Below are 19,216 nucleotides of genomic sequence, written 5' to 3'. Positions count from 1 at the left end.
ATTTTTAATCTGGCTCATTTTCCAGGATTTCTTTGGCTTTCAGTAAAGCTTGGTGATGTTCTTCGGTAACGGTGGGATATTTTAAACCAAGGGATTCGAGGGTGTGATAAATAACCGCCCCCACAGCTAAACGGGTAAACCATTTGCGATCAGCCGGGATAATATACCAAGGGGCCCATTCGGTACTGGTATGATTGAATACCTCCTCGTAGGCTTTCATGTAATCACCCCAAAAAGCCCTTTCTTTGACATCATTTTCGGAAAACTTCCAGTTTTTTTCGGGGCGATCAATTCTTTCTAAAAATCGTTTTTTCTGTTCTCCTTTAGAAACATTGAGAAAGAATTTCAGGACAATAACCCCATTGTTAACCAGATATTTTTCAAAATTATTAATCTCCTCAAAACGTCGCTGCCAAACTTTCTTGGTTCTGTCTTCTGGGGGGAGTTTTTGCCGTTCCAATAAATTTTGATGGACGCGCACAACTAATAATTCTTCGTAGTAAGAACGATTAAAAATACCGATACGACCCCGCTCCGGTAAAGCTTTATAATATCGCCAGAGATAATCGTGATCTAGTTCTTCGGCCGAGGGAACTTTAAAGCTAAATACCTGACAGCCTTGGGGATTTAAGCCCGACATAACGTGTCTGATCGTACCATCTTTACCCGCCGCATCCATGGCTTGCAGATTAATTAAGAGGGCATAGGTATCCTGGGCATAGAGTTTATCTTGAAACTCGGCCATTTTTTCGATTCCCTGTTGCAGCAGCAAAGTGGCATCTTCTTTGGTAATATAGTCTGGCTTAAACCCGGGATCGTAGTCTTTGTGTAGAGAAATTTCTTTACCCGGTGGCACGATTAAGGATTGTAAAAATGCTTGGCGATCAATTTTGCTGACCATGCTCTTCTCCTTGATTGTTTTGACCCTTAAGATTACATTGTAGCACTTTTGCTCGGAAAATATCTAACTCTTGAACCGGCGAGTCAAGGATGAACTGGCAGAAATGACCTAGAAACAAGTATATTTAAATACTCGATTTTAGCGACTCCTCATCTGACGAGAAAGTAAAGAATAATTTTTAGGCGATCGCAAATTCGGTAAACTGACGCACTTCGGGAGGTTGAAAAGCTAAAACTATCTCACTGCTGGGAATTCCTAAGCGCATTAATTCCGTGGCGATACCTGCTTCTGTCCAATCTTCTTCAATATAAATTTTGTCATTTTTTAGACGAAGATAAACGGAAATCGCTTTAATTCGTTTGCCATTTTTCCAGCCAATATTAAACCAAAGATATTGGCTTCTATTATGGTCAAACATCAATATTTCTTCTATGTCTTGATCGGGTACTTGTGAGAAAATTTCTGCATATTCTGTGAGAATTTTCTTGATTATGTTTTGATAATAATTTAGTTTATTCATTGAACTATTCCTCCTGATTAGTGTCAACAATTAACAATAAAATTTGATACTTTTGCAAGATTATTTGTATGGCAGCTTGAGCGAAAAACTTTTCATAAATTTCTTGTCCGATTAAAAAAATAAAGAAATTAATACATACAAGATATTTATTACAATTTCAACAATAATTGTCCGAACCACAGGTAAGACATGTACCATCATCAGGATCTATGACATTACCCAGACAATCTTCAGCTGTGCAATCTTCCCGCAATACTTCATAAGATTCATTACATACAAGGCAATAAATAGTGTTGCTAGTTGGTTCATTAGGTATTAGTTGAGCTAATCTTGGAATCTGTTCGTCTTCGTAATCTTCCCTAAAACCACTATAACAACTAGGACATAAATAACGTCTTGTTTTTTTATTAAAATTAAAATATTTATTATTTTCTGAAGGTGTTAATAAATCAATTACAAGGTTTATTTCTAAAGGCAGCAAATTATATAATTCTCTGGTTTCAGGGCTATATAGAACAGATTCAGGTTCATTTTGAATGAATTGTCCTCGAATTTTTATCCACGAGTTTGGCTCTATCAAATAATGACAAATTTCTAGAATTTCAACAAACAGATCTTTAGTTTTTATATATAATTCAGGATCTACAGTGTGCATAATTATATTTCGCTTGCTTCTCAAATCTTCAAATCTTTGTCGAAAGTTATCTGGTAATCGATCAGTCGATACGGTATTATAAACTTTGACTAAATCCTGTGCATCAATTGTTTTAAATTCACTAAAACGGATATTGCGCTCATGAGATTTACTGGGATAATTACTCGGATCTCCTGAAATTAGTAAATACGGGCTAACTGTAGCAATATGACCTTTTAAGAGAAATTCGGTTCCTTGTTGAATAAGGGAAAGGGCTGTACTCAATGGACGTTGTGCTTGTTTCCAATATTGCTCAGATGACAATTGATCGATTACTTCTTCATTCTCATCGCTATAATACACATTATAAAAATATTCCGCATCCTTAAGTTTTGTAGATAAACTTATCAGCGTATCCCAAGCCAGATTTAAAAAATCAATGCCAGCGGATTTAAAATCATCTCCAGTCGGTACATCTATAATCATAATTTTTCGTACTCACTTTTATCATTTCATTTAAGGCGATTTATTGGTAAATGAGATTGTGTGGCTTTTCATCCCGCTCAAAATGATAGCGAACTTTTTTATTGTGTGGCTTGTACCCGAACTAAACTTGACTATACTTTGTGAGCCTCCGCATAAATCCGTAAAGCGGCGGACATTTTTTGTTCACAATCCTCGCCCTGTGATTGAAACCAAGCTAGGGTTTCGGTATCTACTTGAACAAGAACATTTACTTTCTCTACAGGTTTCCACCACCGCGATTTACTAAAAAACTCCTCGGTTAAGGGCGGAATATCGGATGTGTCGATTTCCTCTTCCGTAAGAGCGTCAACTTTCTCCCAATTCGTCTCGGAGGTATTGTTCATATCGTTTTCGTTCATAGGGTAAAGCTTTACGAAGTGAAATAATACGAATTGTATCTCTACTCGGTTCTGTAAAAACGACAACTACCACTCGGCCATCGAGCGTACCGATTCCTATCAATCGATCTTCGCCATAATTTTCTCGTTCGTCAAGGGAAACTCGAATGGGATGTTCAAATATCCGCTGCGCGTCCGCGAAGTCTAGATCGTGCTTGATGATATTCGCTCGGTTCTTTTGTCGATCCCACTCGAATTTCATATTTTTATTTTATCGAGTTGTCATTCCGTATATCGAAAAAAATCCTATAATTGTCGAAAATTCGATCGTTAGAGGGGTCATCTTGATCGAAATCAAAAGAAATCTTTCGCCTCGATCGAAATGACCCATAACCGGTCAACTAACTCAAAACACCAGAAGGAATCCCTAAGATATCCTCAATCTTAGGTAAATCTTCTAGGGGAATTACCCGGCCTTCATCCTCAAAACCAGCGATTTCAATTAAGATTGAGAATATTAATACTAGACAGGATAAGAGCTTCATGTATCTAGAATGTATCAAACTAATCGGTCATGACTATAAAAACAAATCAGGGGGTAGATAACCCCCTTGTGTACAAATGATCTGGCAAATACATAAGAACTAATTAGCTGATGGTCGGAATTTTTGTTGTATTTTAGCCTTTATTCGAGCAATAAAGCTGGATTTGCTCTTTTTTTCGGGATCTTCGTAGATAAAAGTTTTGGCACTACCATCTTCTAATATTTCAATTAACTTTAAACTAGGTGCTTGTCTCTGTTGTTTTAGTGACTCAGACATAATAGTTTCCTCTGTGGTTTAGGTCTTAACCCTACTGTTATCAAGTGCCTCTAGTTCCCTATCAGATACATTGCTAGTTTTACATACCATTTGGAGATTCCAAGTAAATAACTTTTGTCTCACTGGTATCCACAAGGATACTCTGATATTGCCTTTTAGATTAAATTTTTGTTTTATATTAACAGATAATTCTTCTAAAGAACTACTGATTGCTGGCACAATGTTTAAGCGAATTGTTTCTAAAAGTTCAACAGTATCTTGTCCAGTCTGTGTTTGAGAGAGTAGAACAGGAATTCCTAAGATAATAATAGATATAATCGTAACTATTTGAGGACTTTTTAATAATTTCCATTCCCTAGGTATAGGACTATTCTCTCCTGTAAAAAATGAACTTGCATCCCCTAAACCTGTCACAATCGCTACTATTAAGTATAACAAAAATATGAGCTTTTCCCAAGGCTTGAATTTTCTGAGAAAATAATCAAATTCATACTTAAGTAGGTGGGTGGAATTAAATATAAAATGAACGTAGGTTGGGTTGAAGCATGAAACCCAACGCCCGCATGGGTTACGCTACCGCTAACCCATCCTACAAATAATTGTGCCTACCTACTTAATAATTCTTGCAATAATTATTCGTTGTTGATCCTTCATCTAATTTCAAGTTTCTTTGACAATAAAAGGGACTGGATAAATCCTATCAATTCTAAATAAAACTGTTGTTTGACGATTTTCCCAAACTAATTTTTCAATGATAACATCTGCGTAGGCGACCCAATGTTCATTTACCAAAGGAATGGGAACATCAACAGGAATAATTCTATAATCTTCTTTGCTCCCTTGATACTGTTTAGATAATTCCAAACTTTCTGGATAACCTTGAGATGGTTTTAACTTTAAAATACTATTCACTTCACAGGGCATCCCCATAAATTTTACCTCTTTATTTTCTGAACAAAAGGTGAGCTTTTCATAGCTCACCCTCAACTTCATACTAACTCAAAACACCAGAAGGAATCCCTAAGATATCCTCAATCTTAGGTAAATCTTCTAGGGGAATTACCCGGCCTTCATCCTCAAAACCAGCGATTTCATTAAAGTTCAAATAGCGGTATAAATTGCTGGCAAAAGGATTAATTTTCTCGGTGACAATTGCGAGGTATTCCTCAACGGTGGGAATGCGTCCTAGCAGCGCACAAACTGCCGCTAATTCGGCGGAACCGAGATAGACTCGCGCATCTTTTCCCATGCGATTATTGAAGTTACGAGTCGAGGTAGAAAATACCGTCGCTCTGTCTTCAACCCGCGCTTGATTACCCATACAAAGGGAACATCCAGGCATCTCGGTACGGGCCCCAGAAGCGGCAAAAATGCCATACATTCCCTCCTCGCGCAATTGTTTTTCATCCATGCGGGTGGGGGGACAAATCCACAGTTTAGCCTTAGCAACTCCTGCACCTTCTAATATCTTAGCGGCGGCGCGATAATGACCAATATTAGTCATACAAGAACCGATGAACACCTCATCAATTGTATCCCCAGCGCATTCCGACATTAACTTGATATTATCGGGGTCATTGGGTGCAGCAACAATTGGTTCTTTAATCTCGTTTAAGTTGACGGTGATAATATCCGCATATTCGGCATCCTTATCCGCCTCCATCAGAACAGGATTAGCTAACCATTGTTCCATTTTTGCTACCCGACGTAGGATAGTTTTGGCATCACTATAACCCCGGGCCGCCATATTTTTTAACAGGGCCACATTAGAGCGTAAATATTCCGCCACTGTCTCGGTACTTAACTTAATCGTACAACCAGCACAGGAACGTTCCGCCGTGGCATCGGTTAACTCAAAAGCCTGTTCTAATTTCAAATCCGGCAGCCCTTCCATCTCCATAATGCGACCGTTAAAAACATTTTTTTTGTTCTGTTTTTCCACGGTTAATTTGCCTTCTTGGATGGCGACGTAGGGAATAGCATTAACAATATCGCGCAGAGTTACACCTGGTTGTAATTCCCCCGTAAAACGCACTAAAACCGATTCCGGCATATCCAAAGGCATTACTCCCAAAGCGGCGGCAAATGCCACTAAACCCGACCCCGCAGGAAAGGAAATTCCCAGGGGAAAACGAGTATGAGAATCGCCTCCAGTCCCCACCGTATCCGGCAATAACATCCGATTTAACCAGGAGTGAATAATGCCATCTCCCGGACGTAAAGCCACCCCACCCCGGGTAGAGAAAAAGTCCGGTAATTGGTGATGAGTTTGAATATCAACCGGTTTGGGATAGGCTGCCGTGTGACAGAAACTCTGCATGACTAAATCGGCGCTAAAACCTAAACAGGCTAACTCTTTTAACTCGTCTCTGGTCATCGGGCCGGTGGTATCCTGAGACCCTACCGTAGTCATAATTGGGTCACAGGAAGTACCCGGCCGCACCCCGGGTAAACCGCAAGCTTTGCCGACCATTTTTTGCGCTAGGGTGTAACCTTTACCCGTGTCATTAGGCATAGTGGGACGGGTAAATAGGGTACTAGCCTCAAGTCCCAAGGCGTGACGGGTTTTATCGGTGAGACTGCGACCGATTAAGAGGGGAATACGACCGCCGGCCCGCACTTCATCCAGAATTGTCTCAGGTTTGAGGCTAAAAGTGCTAATAGTTGCGCCCGCTTCGTTGGTGATTTTGCCTTCGTAGGGATAAATTTTAATCACATCCCCCGTGTTCATTTGGCTAACATCGCATTCAAGCGGTAAAGCACCGGAATCTTCAGCAGTATTAAAGAAGATAGGGGCGATTTTACTGCCTAAAATATAGCCACCAGCACGTTTATTAGGTACAAAGGAAATATCATCGCCAATATGCCAGAGAACCGAGTTAATTGCCGATTTTCGGCTGGAACCAGTCCCAACCACATCCCCCACATAGGCGACCGGATGGCCTAATTTTTTCAATTCGGCAATGGTTTCTAAAGACCCCGGTTGACGGGTTTCTAACATTACCAAAGCATGAAGGGGAATATCGGGCCGGGTGGTGGCGTGGGGAGCGGGAGATAGGTCATCTGTATTGGTTTCTCCCGGGACTTTGAAGACGGTGACGGTAATTTCTTTAGCAAGTTTCGGTTTAGCGATAAACCAAGCGCCATTGGCCCAAGCATCGATAACCTGTTTAGCATAGGGATTGGTGTCGGATAATTCCAAAACCTCGTTAAATGCGTCGAATACCAGCAGGGTTTTACTTAAAGCACTGGCAGCGGCGGCGGCGATATTAATATCTCTGGATTTCAGTATTTCAATCAGAGAATGAACGTTATAACCACCGACCATGGTTCCCAGTAAGCTAACCGCACCCTGGGGGGAGATAACGCTAGATTTTATTTCACCTTTGGCAATTCCTGTTAAAAATCCCGCTTTAACGTAGGCCGCTTCATCAACTCCGGGGGGAACACGGTCACGCAGCAGGGTCAGCAATTCTCCCTTGAGTTCTTCGGACGGATTTTTGAGCATTTCGCATAATTCCGCCGTTTGTTGAGCATTGAGGGGAAGGGGAGGGATACCTAATTTCGCTCGGTCGGCAACGTGGCGGTGATACGCTTCTAACATAGGTCTATTTTCTCCTAGTCTTCACTTGTGACGGTTTCTTCCTAGGTTACTGGATCTTTGCTAGTCTCGGAATTTCTAGGTTAGCGAGAGATGACTTTATTGTGTGAATTCCATAAAATGAGAAAATAGCGATCGATTGACTATATTGAGGCTTAGATAATGGCTATCACCGATTCTGATCTAGATTTAGCACAATATATCGACCATTCTCTCCTCATCCCCACCGCCACCAGTGAACAATTAGAGGCTTACTGTCAACAGGCTGATCAATATCGTTTTCCCACCGTCTGCGTTTATCCCGCCGCCGTTAAGCAAGCTGTGCAGTTACTCCACGGCAAAAAAACTTTAGTTTCTACCGTGATTGGTTTTCCCGCAGGGGCCACTACCTCCGCAGTTAAACGTTATGAGGCTTTAGAAGCTGTAGATAATGGCGCTAAGGAGTTAGATGTGGTTATTAATCTCGGTTGGCTAAAAGATGGGAAATCCGAGGAATTATTCCAAGAAATTGCTAGTATTTGTCAGGAAACTGGCCAGACGATAAAAGCGATTCTGGAAACCTCGCAACTGACGGACACCGAGAAACGTTTAGCGGCGGAGATTTGCATGGATGCAGGAGTCAGTTATCTAAAAACCAGTACCGGCTGGTTTGGGGGTGCAACGGTTAGCGATGTCAAGTTTCTCAAGGAAATTAGCAAAGGCCGGGTAGGAATTAAAGCATCCGGCGGAATTCGCACCCTAGAACAAGCGATCGCTCTTATCCGGGCCGGGGCCACCCGTCTGGGAACTTCCCGTGGTGTCGATTTAGTCCGTCAGCAAAAAGCCGCCTTTGAGGAGTAATACTAAATCCTGTTTTAAAAATATAGGAAAGTGGGGTGTGGGGTGTGGGGTAGTGGGGTGTAGGGTAGTGGGGTAGTGGGGGGAGGGGGAAATTATGAATTATGAATTATGAATTATGAATTGGGGTGTGGGGTGTGGGGTAGTGGGGTAGTGGGGGGAGGTGGAAATTATGAATTATGAATTATGAATTATGAATTGGGGTGTGGGGTGTGGGGTGTGGGGTGTGGGGTGTGGGGTAGTGGGGGGAGGTGGAAATTATGAATTATGAATTATGAATTATGAATTGGGGTGTGGGGTGTGGGGTGTGGGGGGAGGTGGAAATTATGAATTATGAATTATGAATTGGGGTGTGGGGAGAATAAATAGAAATAATCTCCTGTCTCCTTAATCCTGTCTCCTGAGAGCTAAAATGATGACTGACAATATAGATAAAAATAAGGGGGTTTATTTGCCGATAATTCGCTGTGGTAATCGAGAATTTAGAGATATTCAAGGGATTGTTTTTGATAAGGACGGTACGCTAGAGGATTCGCGAGCTTTCTGGTACGATCGAGCTATAGCCCGGATACAAGCCATTGAATCGCAAATCCCTGGTTTAGAGTCTTTATTAACTAAAACTTTCGGTATTGGGGCAAATAGTCTCAATCCTGCTGGTTTAATGGCAGTGGGCAGCCGCAGAGATAATCATATCGTCGCTGCCGGTTGTATTGCTTCCACCGGCCGGGATTGGTTAACGGCTATGGCGATCGCAAAAGTAGCCTTTCAAGCGGCCGATGAAAAGGTTCCCCCCCGCTTCAATCCCCTCTATCCCCAATGTTTAGAAGTAATTCGTTATCTGCACGCGGCCGGTTTACAATTGGCGATTCTTTCCTCCGATACCACAGCACGAGTGGAGCAATTTGTCAAGGAAAATGGCCTATTAAATTATATTAAAATTGCCCGGGGCTGCGATCGAGGTTTAAGTAAACCCGATCCCTTATTATTGCAAGAAACCTGTCAAGCTTTGGGGACCGCAGTGGACAAAACCCTGATGGTGGGGGACACTAGGGCCGATTGGGAAATGGCTAAACAGGCAAAATCAGCAGCTGCGATCGCAATTAGTTGGCAACCGGAAACCCATCCAGATTTACAATTAGCTGATATGGTCATTAGAGAACTTACTGCCATCTCGGTTATCAGTTATGATTTTAGCTGTTAGGAGTCAGGAGTCAGGAGTCAGAATTCAGGAGTCAGGAGTCAGGAGATAGGAGATAGGAGTCAGGAGACTATTTTTATTTGTTTTCCCTGCTCCCTTCTCCCCATTCCCCACTCCCCACTTCATAATTCATAATTCATAATTCATAATTCATAATTTCCACTTCCCCCCACCTCCCCACTTCCCAATTCATAATTCCCTCTATGCTAACAATTGCCTTACCGAAGGGTGCTTTACTAAACGAAAGTATCCAAATATTTCAGAAAATTGGCTTAGATTTTAGTGCCTTTCTTGACTCAAAAAATCGCCAATTACAGATTACTGAACCCACTAACCAAGCGAAAGCGTTATTAGTCAGAGCAACAGATGTACCAGTTTATGTAGAATACGGTCAGGCACAATTAGGCATCGCCGGTTATGATGTTTTATTGGAAAAATCTCCCGATGTGGCTAATTTAATTGACCTAAAATTTGGTTACTGTCGGATGTCGGTAGCTGTCCCTGCTGATAGTCCCTATCAAAGTCCCTTAGATATTCCCCATCACGGTAAAGTTGCCTCAAAATTTGTCAATTGTGCTAAGGATTATTTTCGTCGTTTAGATATTCCCGTCGAGATTATACCTCTCTATGGTTCCGTAGAATTAGGCCCGATTACGGGGATGTCAGAAGCGATAGTTGACCTAGTTTCCACCGGTCGAACTTTACGGGAAAATGGTTTAGTAGAAATTGCCGAATTATTTGCTAGTAGCGCTCGATTAATCGCTCATCCCCTCAGCTATCGACTAAATCGCGATCAGATTTATAACTGGGTAGAAAAGCTCAGAGAACCAACTACATCAATGGCAAAAGTTTAACGAATCACCGCCCCCCTTATTAAGCTGTCCTTTAGTCACATCTTTCTTAACATTTCAAACCTTTGTAGCACAAGGCTTTCAAGACTCGGTTAACAATCTGTAATATTCCTTGTTGACACCCTTACTGACAAGGAAAAAACTGAAATCAAGTCAGGATAAGGGTTGGAGTGCTTACTGAAAAAATTGTTAAGAAAGATCCCTATAAGGGATAGCTTATTAAGGGGGGATCAAGGGGGGATCAACCCTTATTAAGGGGGGATCAAGGGGGAATCAAAGGCAAAATATATCTTAATATTTAATTAGAACCATTTACTTATTTCCCCCTAACCTAATTGTTTTAAGAGCAAACCAATAAGCGCACCAGCAAGAATTAACCAAGTAGAATTAACCTGAAAACGTAGTAAAAGAATAGCAGAAATAAGAGATAGAATGATAGCCAATAAATTAAAAGGTAAATTCCCGTAGGGTTGTAACCAAGTAGCTAGAGCTAAATTAAAAATTACCGCTACCATTAAAGCCACGGCACTAGCATTAATTGCATCTAAAAAAGCACCCGCCCAAACCGATTCTCTCAGCTTAGGAATAAGAGGATTAAGTAATAAAACAAAGATAAAAGAAGGAAAGAAAATCGCTAGAGTCGCCACAATTGCCCCCGATACTCCTAATATTTGATAACCGATAAAAGTGGCTGTGGATAATACCGGACCTGGGGTAAATTGACCCACAGCAATAGCATCTAATAATTGTTGCTGGGTTAACCATCCTCTCCCCTGCACTAAATCCCCTTCTAAAAAGGCAACTAACACATAACCACTACCAAATAAAACACTACCCACCTTGAGAAAAAATAGCCCTAATCCTGTTAATGTCGGTGGGATATTGCTAGGAGTAGCAACCGCCGTCGCACCGCCTATTCCTGCCACAATCAGGGGGAAAGTAGCGAATTTTTTGAGGATAAACATCCCGATAATTCCCCCTAACAGTAAAGCGATAATTTCATTTAAACCTAAGATTAATAATCCGATAACTCCCAATCCGATGAAGAGTAATTGACGGGTTTTCAGTGCCTTTTTGCCTAAGCGCCAGAGGGCCTGAAAAATCACCGCAATTACTACCGGTTTAATCCCCGCAAAAATCGGAGCCACATCCGGTAAAGTCCCGTAGGTAGTATAAATCCAAGCTAGAAAACCCGTAATTAACACCGCAGGAGTAATAAAACAAACCCCCGTGATTATTAAACCCGCTAAACCCCCAAAAATATAACCGATATGGATGGCCATTTCCGTGGAATTAGGACCAGGAATCAGATTAGTGGCCCCCACCAAATCGAGAAATCGCTCCTTAGTCATCCAACCGCGACGCTTAACCACTTCTTCCTCCATTAAAGCGATATGGGCAGCCGGACCACCAAAACCGATAAGGCCGATTTTGAGAAATAAAAGGGCAAGTTGCGAGAGATTGGGAGGCGATGAAGTCAGCATTTTCTGATTACCAATAGTTTTTCTAGAATCAAGTTTATATCCAAAAGAATAGGCTTAAGCTAAATTCTTAGCTAGCTCTGGTCAATTCCATAATTGCAAAAGTGTTTTACACAAACTCAATCATAAATATTTAATGCTCCCGTTCAAGTAAATTTGATACAAAAAAAGTTAAGAAAAGTTTATAAATAATATTGATTAATTTGTTTATAATAGACCCCATTAATACCAACTGAAACCAGAATAAACCATAGACAATAATCAATTATCACAATCGATGTTAATCTATGCAAAAAAACTCTATGGACAGCTTGCCGCCCAAGACTAACCAGTTTTCAGATACCCAAGCGCCGGCAGCGAGTCCATCTCAGCGCCAAGCAGTGCCGGTAAATTATGAGTACAGCCTCAATCTGCCGGAATTACTCAACCAGCTTGACCTCTCAGTGTTGATTTCCACCTACCAAGCGGGACGAGTGGTCAGCATTGGCACTTATCAAGGACAAATACGGGTGAGTTTCGCCCATTTTGACCAAGCAATGGGTTTAACCCGAACCGCTACCGGAATTGCTGTGGGCGCTCGTCAGGCAATTTGGCATTTACCCGCTAATCGAGAGATTGCCCCCCAGATTAAACCCGAAGGGGAACAGGATATCGCCTTTTTAGCTCGTTCCTCCCACCTCACCGGCCCGATTATGGGTCATGATTTGGCCTTTGGCAGTAATCGCCTTTGGGTGGTCAATACCCTATTTAACTGTCTGGCAACCATCGAAGGAAATTGGAGTTTTCTCCCCCAGTGGAAACCGCTCTTTATTACCGAGTTAGTCCCCGGAGACCGCTGCCACCTCAATGGCTTGGCTATGGCTGAAAATAGCGGCACTCCCACTTATGTGACGGCATTGGGGGAAACCAACGAGGAAAGCCTCTGGCGAGAGAATAAGGCCCAGGGCGGATGCTTAATTGATGTGGCTAGGGGAGAGGTGATTCTGCGGGGTTTAGCTATGCCCCATTCTCCCCGCCTTTATCAGGGTAATCTCTATTTCCTCAATTCCGGTTATGGAACCTTGAACTGTTGGCATCCCCAAACTGGCAGCACGGAAATCATCGCCGAGTTGCCCGGTTTTACCCGGGGTTTAGACTGTTGGGAAGGTCACGCCTTTGTCGGGTTGTCCCAAGTGCGGGAAACGGCGATTTTTGGCGGTTTACCCCTGGATGAGCGGCGTAATCAATTGCGGTGCGGGTTGGCTATTGTCAACCTAGCTACCTGTCAACTGGTGGCAACTTTTTGGTTCAATAGCGGCGTGGAGGAGGTTTTTGCCGTCTCTGTCCTGCCGGGCTACCGCAACCCGGCGCTAATTGGACCAGACACCGACCTCGATGGCTCTCAATCCGTCTGGATGGTGCCTTCTTTGGCGACTTAAGTAGGGAGGCACAATTATTTGTAGGATGGGTTAGCGGTAGCGTAACCCATGCAGGCGTTGGGTTTCATGCTTCAACCCAACCTACGTTCATCTTATATTTAATTCCACCCACCCACTTAATTGTTTAATTTTTACTCTTTAATTCAGGAAAAAATCATGTCAACTCCTTTTTTAGTTAAGGATATCTTCCCCGGTTCCGTTGGTTCCGACCCCCTTTATCTGACGGCATTATATAGTTTTAGCAATAAATGTTAAAACAAAGATGTAGATGTAGGTTGCTCTCATGGGAAGTTTTGTGACGACAAGTGGCATTGATGATATTTATGGGGAATAATAGATTTAGATGAGTGCCTAACTTTCCAATTGGTAGCGACTTGCCATGAAACAACCAACCGCCAATTATGATGAACACTGGAAAGAAGCATTAAGCGAGTATTTTGAAGCGTTTTTATACTTCTTTTTTCCCGAAGTTCACCAACTTATCAGTTATCAGTTATCAGTTATCAGTTATCAGTTATCAGTTATCAGTTACGAGTTATCAGTTATCAGTGACTAATTGGAAACAAGTAGCAATCCCTTTGCTATAATCGTCATGGCACACCTGAAAACAAAAGCGACTACTGGAAAGCTGCCACAACGGGAACAGTGGAAGTGGAAGTTAATCAGGGGATTATATGAAAAGGAGTTCGAGAGAGAACAGATAATTAAACTGTTTGAAATCATCGACAATATGATGACTTTATCCCCTGAATTACAGTCAAGCTTAGAGAGTAAAATCAAACAATTTGAGGAGGAAAGAACCATGCCTTTAATGAGTAATATGGAGTTACGAGGGATAGAACGCGGTAAGGAAATCGGTAAGGAAATTGGTAAGGAAATTGGTAAGGAAATTGGAGCATTACAAAAAAGCCGTGATGCCATAAAAACAGTTTTAACTGTGCGTTTTGGACAGATTTCTTCAGAAATTGAAGAGATAATCGGCAAAATGACTAACCCTACTATCTTAGAAGAGCTACTAAAATTAGCAGCTACCGCTAATTCTCTCGCAGAATTTAAGCAGTCTTTGGCAAAAATCAATATCTAGAAAACGGGTTTCTGCGAGAAACCATGAGAAAACGGGTTTCTTTGGTATTTAGAAACCGGGTTTCTTTGAGAACCTATTTAGAAAACGGGTTTCTTTGAGAAACCCGTTTTCTTGTAATAAATGTTAATTTCTGTTACAGGGGTCTTGAAAGATTGGGGATTGTTGAGCTAAAACTGTTAGCAATAAACCTTTACAGTTAATGTCATGACTTCTTCTCTTTTGCCGATTCTTCCTGCTGTTTACGATGTTTTGTTTAATTTCGCTCAATCTGATGGTTTTTGGGCGAATTTGGCCATCGCTTTTGGCACAAGTTATGATGTGGTTAAGGCGACGCAATTACGACAACAGTGGCAAAGCCGAAATTTTAGTCAAATTCCCCCAATTGAGGTACTTAGTGATGAGGTTTTAGGAACGGCGAATGGTGCATATTCCAGTAGTAAGAATAAGATTTATCTATCAGCATCTTTTTTAAATACAGCTTCGTCAGCAACGATAATTAACGTAATTTTAGAAGAGATTGGGCATTATGTGGATGCTCAAATTAATCAGGTGGATAGCGCCGGAGATGAGGGGGCAATTTTTGCGGAGTTGGTTCAAGGTAACAGTCTGGATGTGGCAATCTTGGACGCTTTACGAGCAGAGAATGACCAGACAACAATTATAGTAAATGGGGAAAGTATTCAAGTAGAACAGGCAGATTTTACAGGAACGCCAGGGAATGATAATATTACGGGAACATCTGGGGATGATAGGATTTATGGGTTAGATGGCAATGATACTTTAAGTGGTTTGGGGGGAGACGATAAGATTTATGGGGGTAATGGTAATGACTCTCTTGACGGTGGGGATGGATATGATTACTTCACCAACGATGCAGGTAATGACACGATAAATGGTGGTAGTGGGACTGATCGCTATGAGGTTGACTACAGTAGTGCTAGTAGTGGTTTAACCATGACCTACAATACCACTACCGGGAGTGGGACGATTACTGTCGGTACGGAAACTGATACCTTTACTTCGATTGAGAGTTTTGGTGGGTTTAATGGCACTGAGTATAATGATGTCATTTTTGGCGGTACAGCAAGTGAATATGATTATGGTGGACTCGCAGGTGGAGGTGGTAACGATACTATTTCAGGTAATGCTGGTAGTGACTACATTTATGGGGAGGATGGAAATGATGTCCTCAATGGTGGTGCTGATAATGATCAACTTTATGGTGGTAGTGGGAATGATAGCCTCAATGGTGATTTAGGGAATGATGACTTTACCAATGAGGACGGTAATGACACGATAAATGGTGGTAGTGGGATTGATCACTATGAGGCTGACTACAGTAGTGCTAGTAGTGGTTTAACCATGACCTACAATACCGCTACCGGGAGTGGGACGATTACTGTCGGTACGGAAACTGATACCTTTACTTCGATTGAGAGTTTTGGTGGGTTTAAGGGAACTGAGTATAATGATGTCATTTTTGGCGGTACGGAAAGTGAACAGTTATTTAATGGTTTTGGTTATGGTCAACTCAAAGGTGGAAGTGGTAACGATACTATTTCAGGTAATGCTGGTGATGACCAAATTTATGGAGAGGACGGGAATGATGTCCTCAATGGTGGGGATGGGAAGGATAGCCTTTTTGGTGGTAATGGGAATGATGTCCTCAATGGTGATTTAGGGAATGATAAATTTACCAATGATGCAGGTAATGACACGATCAATGGTGGTGCTGGTAGTGATATATATGAGGCTGACTACAGCTATGCTAGTAGTGGTTTAACCATGACCTACGACACCGCTACCGCGAGTGGGACGATTACTGTCGGCACGGAAACTGATACCTTTACTTCGATTGAGAGTTTTGGCCAGACTTCTCCATTTAAGGGAACTGAGTATAATGATGTTATCTTTGGCGGGATAGAAGGAGATAGACTCTCTGGTGGAAGGGGCAATGATACTATTTCAGGTAATGCTGGTAATGACGAAATTTATGGAGATGATGGGAATGATGTCCTCAATGGGGGTGCTGGTTATGATGATCTGAGAGGGGGTAATGGGAATGACACCCTACAAGGAACAAATAGCGGTATAGGAGAATCGGATGCGCTAAGAGGGGGAACAGAAAACGATCTCTTTATCCTTGGAGATACGACAAGGGTCTTCTATGATGACGGTTTTTCAACTACTCAAGGTACTAGCGACTACGCGATAATCTATGACTTTAACCCCACTGATGACACAATTCAGCTACGGGGTTCAAGCAGTGACTATCTCTTAACAGTTTCTAGTTCCATTACTAATCTCTACATCAACAAACCCGGAACCGAACCAGATGAACTGATTGCTTATATCACTGATCAAACAGCATTAAGTCTAACTGCTAGTTATTTTAGCTATGTTTCTAGTCCGACTCTTCCCAGTATTACTCTTGCAGTTTCTCCCAGTAGTGTTACTGAAGATGGGACAACAAATCTGATTTATACCTTCACTCGTACCGGTTCTACTACCAGCGCCTTAACCGCTAACTATACAGTTGGGGGAACAGCGACATTTAGCACAGATTACACTCAAACCGGTGCAGCCAGTTTTACCAGTACAACCGGGACAGTGAATTTCCTTGCTGGTTCATCCACTGCGACTGTAACAGTTGACCCCACTGCTGATACAACAGTAGAAAGTGATGAAACTGTTATTTTAACTCTTGCTTCTGGGACAGGTTATACAGTAGGGACTACCACCGCAGTGACGGGGACAATTACTAATGTCCCCGCTACCAGTGTCACCCCAATCGAAGCTTTCGGTAACACCAAATTAGTCCAAGACGCGACTAATAAACTTTACGCACAAATTGGCAATAATAACCCCATCGCCATCAAAAATGGTGCCACTCATATTGCCACAAATACCTACCCTGGTTGGCAAATATTAGCCGCAGAAACCGTTAATGGAATTAACCAAGTCCTCCTGAGGAATACATCACAAAACCTTCTATATATATGGAATTTAGATAGCAATTGGAATTGGCAATCTTCCACTGGAGGGTGGGGATTAAACTCAACCCAAGCTTTCAGCCAAGAAACCAACTTCCAACAAGACTTTAACGGTGATGGAATCATCGGTCAACCCTCCACCACCCTTCCCACCATCACTCTTGCTGTCTCTCCCAGTAGTGTTACTGAAGATGGGACAACTAACTTAGTCTATACCTTCACCCGTAACGGTTCTACTACCAGCGCCTTAACCGCTAACTATACAGTTGGGGGGACAGCTACTAATGGAACCGATTACGCTTCTATTCCCACCAGTGTCACCTTTGCTGCTGGTTCATCCACTGCGACTGTAACCGTTGACCCCACTGCTGATACAACAGTAGAAAGTGATGAAACTGTTGCTTTAACTCTTGCTTCTGGGACAGGTTATACAGTAGGGACTACCACCGCAGCCACGGGGACGATTACCAATGACGATAGCACTTTCACCTCGCAACTCTCCATCAACGACATCACCGTGGTGGAAGGTCAAAATAGTAATGCCATCCTCACCGTCACAGTTGATAACCCCAATTCTCAACCAATTAGCGTCAACTATACCACTGCACCCATTGATGCTACCGCTAATGTAGATTACACTAGCCAGACAGGAACCCTCACCATTGCGGCGAATACTGCCACCGCTACTATTAGCATTCCCATCCTCAATGATAACCTCAACGAAGCCGATGAAGCCTTTACAGTAACCCTGTCAAATGCGGTTAATGCTACCATTAATCCCGAAGGAGGAATAGGAGAAGTTATCATTACTGATACTTGGCAAAGCAGTCTCACTCGCACCCTACCCAATAATGTCGAAAACCTCAGACTAATTGGCACTAATAATATTAACGGTACGGGTAACGCTGGTGACAATAAAATCACTGGAAATAGCGGTAACAATATCCTCGCTGGTGCTAATGGTAACGATATTTACTGTTTCAATGCTTCAACCCCATTAGGAAGCGATACCATCCAAGAAACTACCACCGGTGGTATCGATACCCTCGACTTTACTGGGACAAATACCGCAGTAAGAGTTAACTTAGGGATTACTACTGTCCAAACCGTCGTCACCAATAATCTAAAATTGACTTTTTCGGCCAATAACACCATCGAAAATATTATTAGCGATAGCGGTAATGACCGACTAACTGGGAATAGCCTTAATAATACTCTAACTGGTGGTGGTGGCAACGATCAATTAACCGGTCAAGACGGAAACGATAGTTTAATTGGTGGTTCTGGCGATGATTTACTCACTGGTGGTAATGGTAGCGATAACTTTATCTTCAACAGTAGTAATTTAGGAATCGATGCCATCAGCGATTTCACCCCAAGTAGTGATAAAATAGTATTAAGTAAAGCCATATTTACCGCCTTACAAAGTGTCATTGGCAATGGCTTCAGTCAACCAGCAGAATTTGCCAGCGTCGATGATGATGATTTAGTCGCTATTAGCAGCGCCTTTATCGTTTACAGTAAGTACCTAAGCAAAATTAATTACACATATCTAACCCCGCTCTTGCCTATTGCCTTTTGCCTCTTGCCTATCTTCACTAGGAAATTAATTTTGCACGACTACTTACCAGTAGTGGCAGTATTTACTACAATCAAAATGGTAGTGCTGCTGGCTTAGGAAGTGGCTCTGAATTTGCCAATTTGTTGACTGTTCCTACCCTGATAGCGGCTGATTTCACACTGATAAATTGACCTAGCCACACAGAGAAAACGGGGGTTCTTCGGTTTGTGTTATGTAATGGACGGGGGTTATAAGAGATGGAACCCTTATAGAGAAAGACATTGGACGATTTTTGTCAATTGTTTTTGATCTAGAGCGAGCTAATCAGTTAAATCTTTTGCCAGATAAGGACTTAGTCGATTTATGCCCCCCTATCGAACCATAACAAGTAACGAAGAGCCAAAACGGGTTTCTTGAAGAAACCCGTTTTCTGGACTTGTGTTAAGGGTTACA

Annotated in this window: 19 protein-coding genes; 7 read left to right on the top strand and 12 right to left on the bottom strand. The window is 42.1% G+C overall.

From position 1 onward, the window contains the following. Positions 1 to 4: 4 nt before the first annotated feature. From B5D77_RS08555 to acnB, 11 genes are all read right to left on the bottom strand, one after another. Positions 5 to 901, bottom strand: coding sequence for a polyphosphate kinase 2 family protein (locus B5D77_RS08555; RefSeq protein WP_002761380.1), 897 nt, complete (start codon positions 899 to 901; stop codon positions 5 to 7). Positions 902 to 1,079: 178 nt separating this feature from the next. Continuing rightward, on the bottom strand, positions 1,080 to 1,421 hold the full coding sequence (locus B5D77_RS08550) for a XisI protein (RefSeq protein ID WP_106908642.1): 342 nt from the start codon (positions 1,419 to 1,421) through the stop codon (positions 1,080 to 1,082). 4 nt (positions 1,422 to 1,425) lie between these two features. Beyond that, positions 1,426 to 1,521, bottom strand: coding sequence for a hypothetical protein (locus tag B5D77_RS27670; RefSeq protein WP_256386932.1), 96 nt, complete (start codon positions 1,519 to 1,521; stop codon positions 1,426 to 1,428). A 57-nt stretch (positions 1,522 to 1,578) separates the two neighbouring features. Further along, on the bottom strand, positions 1,579 to 2,541 hold the full coding sequence (locus tag B5D77_RS08540) for a hypothetical protein (RefSeq protein ID WP_106908641.1): 963 nt from the start codon (positions 2,539 to 2,541) through the stop codon (positions 1,579 to 1,581). A 131-nt stretch (positions 2,542 to 2,672) separates the two neighbouring features. Then, a complete protein-coding gene (locus B5D77_RS08535; protein ID WP_061431511.1) occupies positions 2,673 to 2,939 on the bottom strand; it encodes a BrnA antitoxin family protein in 267 nt (88 codons plus the stop codon). Further along, the gene (locus B5D77_RS08530; protein WP_002735016.1) at positions 2,887 to 3,180 is read right to left on the bottom strand and encodes a BrnT family toxin; all 294 of its coding nucleotides are present in this window, start codon (positions 3,178 to 3,180) and stop codon (positions 2,887 to 2,889) included. Before B5D77_RS08530 ends, B5D77_RS08535 begins: the two co-directional genes overlap by 53 nt. A gap of 139 nt (positions 3,181 to 3,319) precedes the next feature. Next, a complete protein-coding gene (locus B5D77_RS26230) occupies positions 3,320 to 3,463 on the bottom strand; it encodes a hypothetical protein (RefSeq protein ID WP_002761373.1) in 144 nt (47 codons plus the stop codon). A 99-nt stretch (positions 3,464 to 3,562) separates the two neighbouring features. Beyond that, on the bottom strand, positions 3,563 to 3,739 hold the full coding sequence (locus B5D77_RS26225) for a hypothetical protein (RefSeq protein WP_002797259.1): 177 nt from the start codon (positions 3,737 to 3,739) through the stop codon (positions 3,563 to 3,565). A gap of 18 nt (positions 3,740 to 3,757) precedes the next feature. After that, positions 3,758 to 4,177, bottom strand: a complete 420-nt coding sequence (locus B5D77_RS08525) for a hypothetical protein (RefSeq protein ID WP_253257779.1) — start codon at positions 4,175 to 4,177, stop codon at positions 3,758 to 3,760. 222 nt (positions 4,178 to 4,399) lie between these two features. Beyond that, complete coding sequence (locus tag B5D77_RS08520; RefSeq protein WP_223210942.1) at positions 4,400 to 4,720, bottom strand: DUF2584 domain-containing protein; 321 nt, start codon at positions 4,718 to 4,720, stop codon at positions 4,400 to 4,402. Between the two features lie 13 nt (positions 4,721 to 4,733). After that, positions 4,734 to 7,343, bottom strand: a complete 2,610-nt coding sequence (gene acnB / locus B5D77_RS08515) for a bifunctional aconitate hydratase 2/2-methylisocitrate dehydratase (RefSeq protein WP_106908640.1) — start codon at positions 7,341 to 7,343, stop codon at positions 4,734 to 4,736. A 159-nt stretch (positions 7,344 to 7,502) separates the two neighbouring features. Here acnB and deoC point away from each other — a divergent pair, with 159 nt between their 5' ends. The 3 genes from deoC (at position 7,503) to hisG (ending at position 10,229) form a co-directional block, all read left to right on the top strand. Beyond that, a complete protein-coding gene (gene deoC, locus B5D77_RS08510; RefSeq protein ID WP_008197950.1) occupies positions 7,503 to 8,180 on the top strand; it encodes a deoxyribose-phosphate aldolase in 678 nt (225 codons plus the stop codon). Between the two features lie 409 nt (positions 8,181 to 8,589). Continuing rightward, positions 8,590 to 9,378 carry an HAD family hydrolase gene (locus B5D77_RS08505; protein WP_106908639.1) on the top strand — a complete coding sequence of 263 codons (789 nt, stop codon included), beginning with the start codon at positions 8,590 to 8,592 and terminating at the stop codon, positions 9,376 to 9,378. A gap of 200 nt (positions 9,379 to 9,578) precedes the next feature. Continuing rightward, the gene (hisG, locus tag B5D77_RS08500) at positions 9,579 to 10,229 is read left to right on the top strand and encodes an ATP phosphoribosyltransferase (RefSeq protein ID WP_008197919.1); all 651 of its coding nucleotides are present in this window, start codon (positions 9,579 to 9,581) and stop codon (positions 10,227 to 10,229) included. A gap of 323 nt (positions 10,230 to 10,552) precedes the next feature. Here the strand turns inward: hisG and chrA are convergent, their stop codons facing one another. Next, positions 10,553 to 11,710, bottom strand: coding sequence for a chromate efflux transporter (gene chrA, locus B5D77_RS08495; RefSeq protein ID WP_106908638.1), 1,158 nt, complete (start codon positions 11,708 to 11,710; stop codon positions 10,553 to 10,555). A 299-nt stretch (positions 11,711 to 12,009) separates the two neighbouring features. On the opposite strand from chrA, the gene B5D77_RS08490 reads away from it, so the two are divergent. The 4 genes from B5D77_RS08490 to B5D77_RS27100 all read left to right on the top strand — a co-directional run bounded on the left by B5D77_RS08490 (position 12,010) and on the right by B5D77_RS27100 (position 18,880). Further along, a complete protein-coding gene (locus tag B5D77_RS08490) occupies positions 12,010 to 13,125 on the top strand; it encodes a TIGR03032 family protein (protein WP_106909978.1) in 1,116 nt (371 codons plus the stop codon). A 379-nt stretch (positions 13,126 to 13,504) separates the two neighbouring features. After that, a complete protein-coding gene (locus B5D77_RS26220; protein WP_173915183.1) occupies positions 13,505 to 13,681 on the top strand; it encodes a hypothetical protein in 177 nt (58 codons plus the stop codon). 36 nt (positions 13,682 to 13,717) lie between these two features. Further along, positions 13,718 to 14,209 carry a hypothetical protein gene (locus B5D77_RS08485; protein ID WP_106908637.1) on the top strand — a complete coding sequence of 164 codons (492 nt, stop codon included), beginning with the start codon at positions 13,718 to 13,720 and terminating at the stop codon, positions 14,207 to 14,209. A 204-nt stretch (positions 14,210 to 14,413) separates the two neighbouring features. Then, positions 14,414 to 18,880 carry a Calx-beta domain-containing protein gene (locus B5D77_RS27100; RefSeq protein WP_106908636.1) on the top strand — a complete coding sequence of 1,489 codons (4,467 nt, stop codon included), beginning with the start codon at positions 14,414 to 14,416 and terminating at the stop codon, positions 18,878 to 18,880. Positions 18,881 to 19,216 lie beyond the last annotated feature (336 nt).

It is taken from the genome of Microcystis sp. MC19, assembly GCF_003019735.1.
GTDB lineage: Bacteria > Cyanobacteriota > Cyanobacteriia > Cyanobacteriales > Microcystaceae > Microcystis.
This window is presented reverse-complemented; position numbering and strand designations above follow the sequence as displayed.

Bases quoted from the DNA above. Each gene is read 5' to 3' on its own strand.
- B5D77_RS08485 (WP_106908637.1), top strand. From the start codon at position 13,718: ATGGCACACCTGAAAACAAAAGCGACTACTGGAAAGCTGCCACAACGG.
- B5D77_RS27100 (WP_106908636.1), top strand. From the start codon at position 14,414: ATGACTTCTTCTCTTTTGCCGATTCTTCCTGCTGTTTACGATGTTTTG.
- B5D77_RS08540 (WP_106908641.1), bottom strand. From the start codon at position 2,541: ATGATTATAGATGTACCGACTGGAGATGATTTTAAATCCGCTGGCATT.
- B5D77_RS08490 (WP_106909978.1), top strand. From the start codon at position 12,010: ATGGACAGCTTGCCGCCCAAGACTAACCAGTTTTCAGATACCCAAGCG.
- deoC (WP_008197950.1), top strand. From the start codon at position 7,503: ATGGCTATCACCGATTCTGATCTAGATTTAGCACAATATATCGACCAT.
- B5D77_RS08530 (WP_002735016.1), bottom strand. From the start codon at position 3,180: ATGAAATTCGAGTGGGATCGACAAAAGAACCGAGCGAATATCATCAAG.
- B5D77_RS26225 (WP_002797259.1), bottom strand. From the start codon at position 3,739: ATGTCTGAGTCACTAAAACAACAGAGACAAGCACCTAGTTTAAAGTTA.
- B5D77_RS26220 (WP_173915183.1), top strand. From the start codon at position 13,505: ATGAAACAACCAACCGCCAATTATGATGAACACTGGAAAGAAGCATTA.
- hisG (WP_008197919.1), top strand. From the start codon at position 9,579: ATGCTAACAATTGCCTTACCGAAGGGTGCTTTACTAAACGAAAGTATC.
- B5D77_RS08535 (WP_061431511.1), bottom strand. From the start codon at position 2,939: ATGAACGAAAACGATATGAACAATACCTCCGAGACGAATTGGGAGAAA.
- B5D77_RS08555 (WP_002761380.1), bottom strand. From the start codon at position 901: ATGGTCAGCAAAATTGATCGCCAAGCATTTTTACAATCCTTAATCGTG.
- acnB (WP_106908640.1), bottom strand. From the start codon at position 7,343: ATGTTAGAAGCGTATCACCGCCACGTTGCCGACCGAGCGAAATTAGGT.
- B5D77_RS08550 (WP_106908642.1), bottom strand. From the start codon at position 1,421: ATGAATAAACTAAATTATTATCAAAACATAATCAAGAAAATTCTCACA.
- chrA (WP_106908638.1), bottom strand. From the start codon at position 11,710: ATGCTGACTTCATCGCCTCCCAATCTCTCGCAACTTGCCCTTTTATTT.
- B5D77_RS26230 (WP_002761373.1), bottom strand. From the start codon at position 3,463: ATGAAGCTCTTATCCTGTCTAGTATTAATATTCTCAATCTTAATTGAA.
- B5D77_RS08505 (WP_106908639.1), top strand. From the start codon at position 8,590: ATGATGACTGACAATATAGATAAAAATAAGGGGGTTTATTTGCCGATA.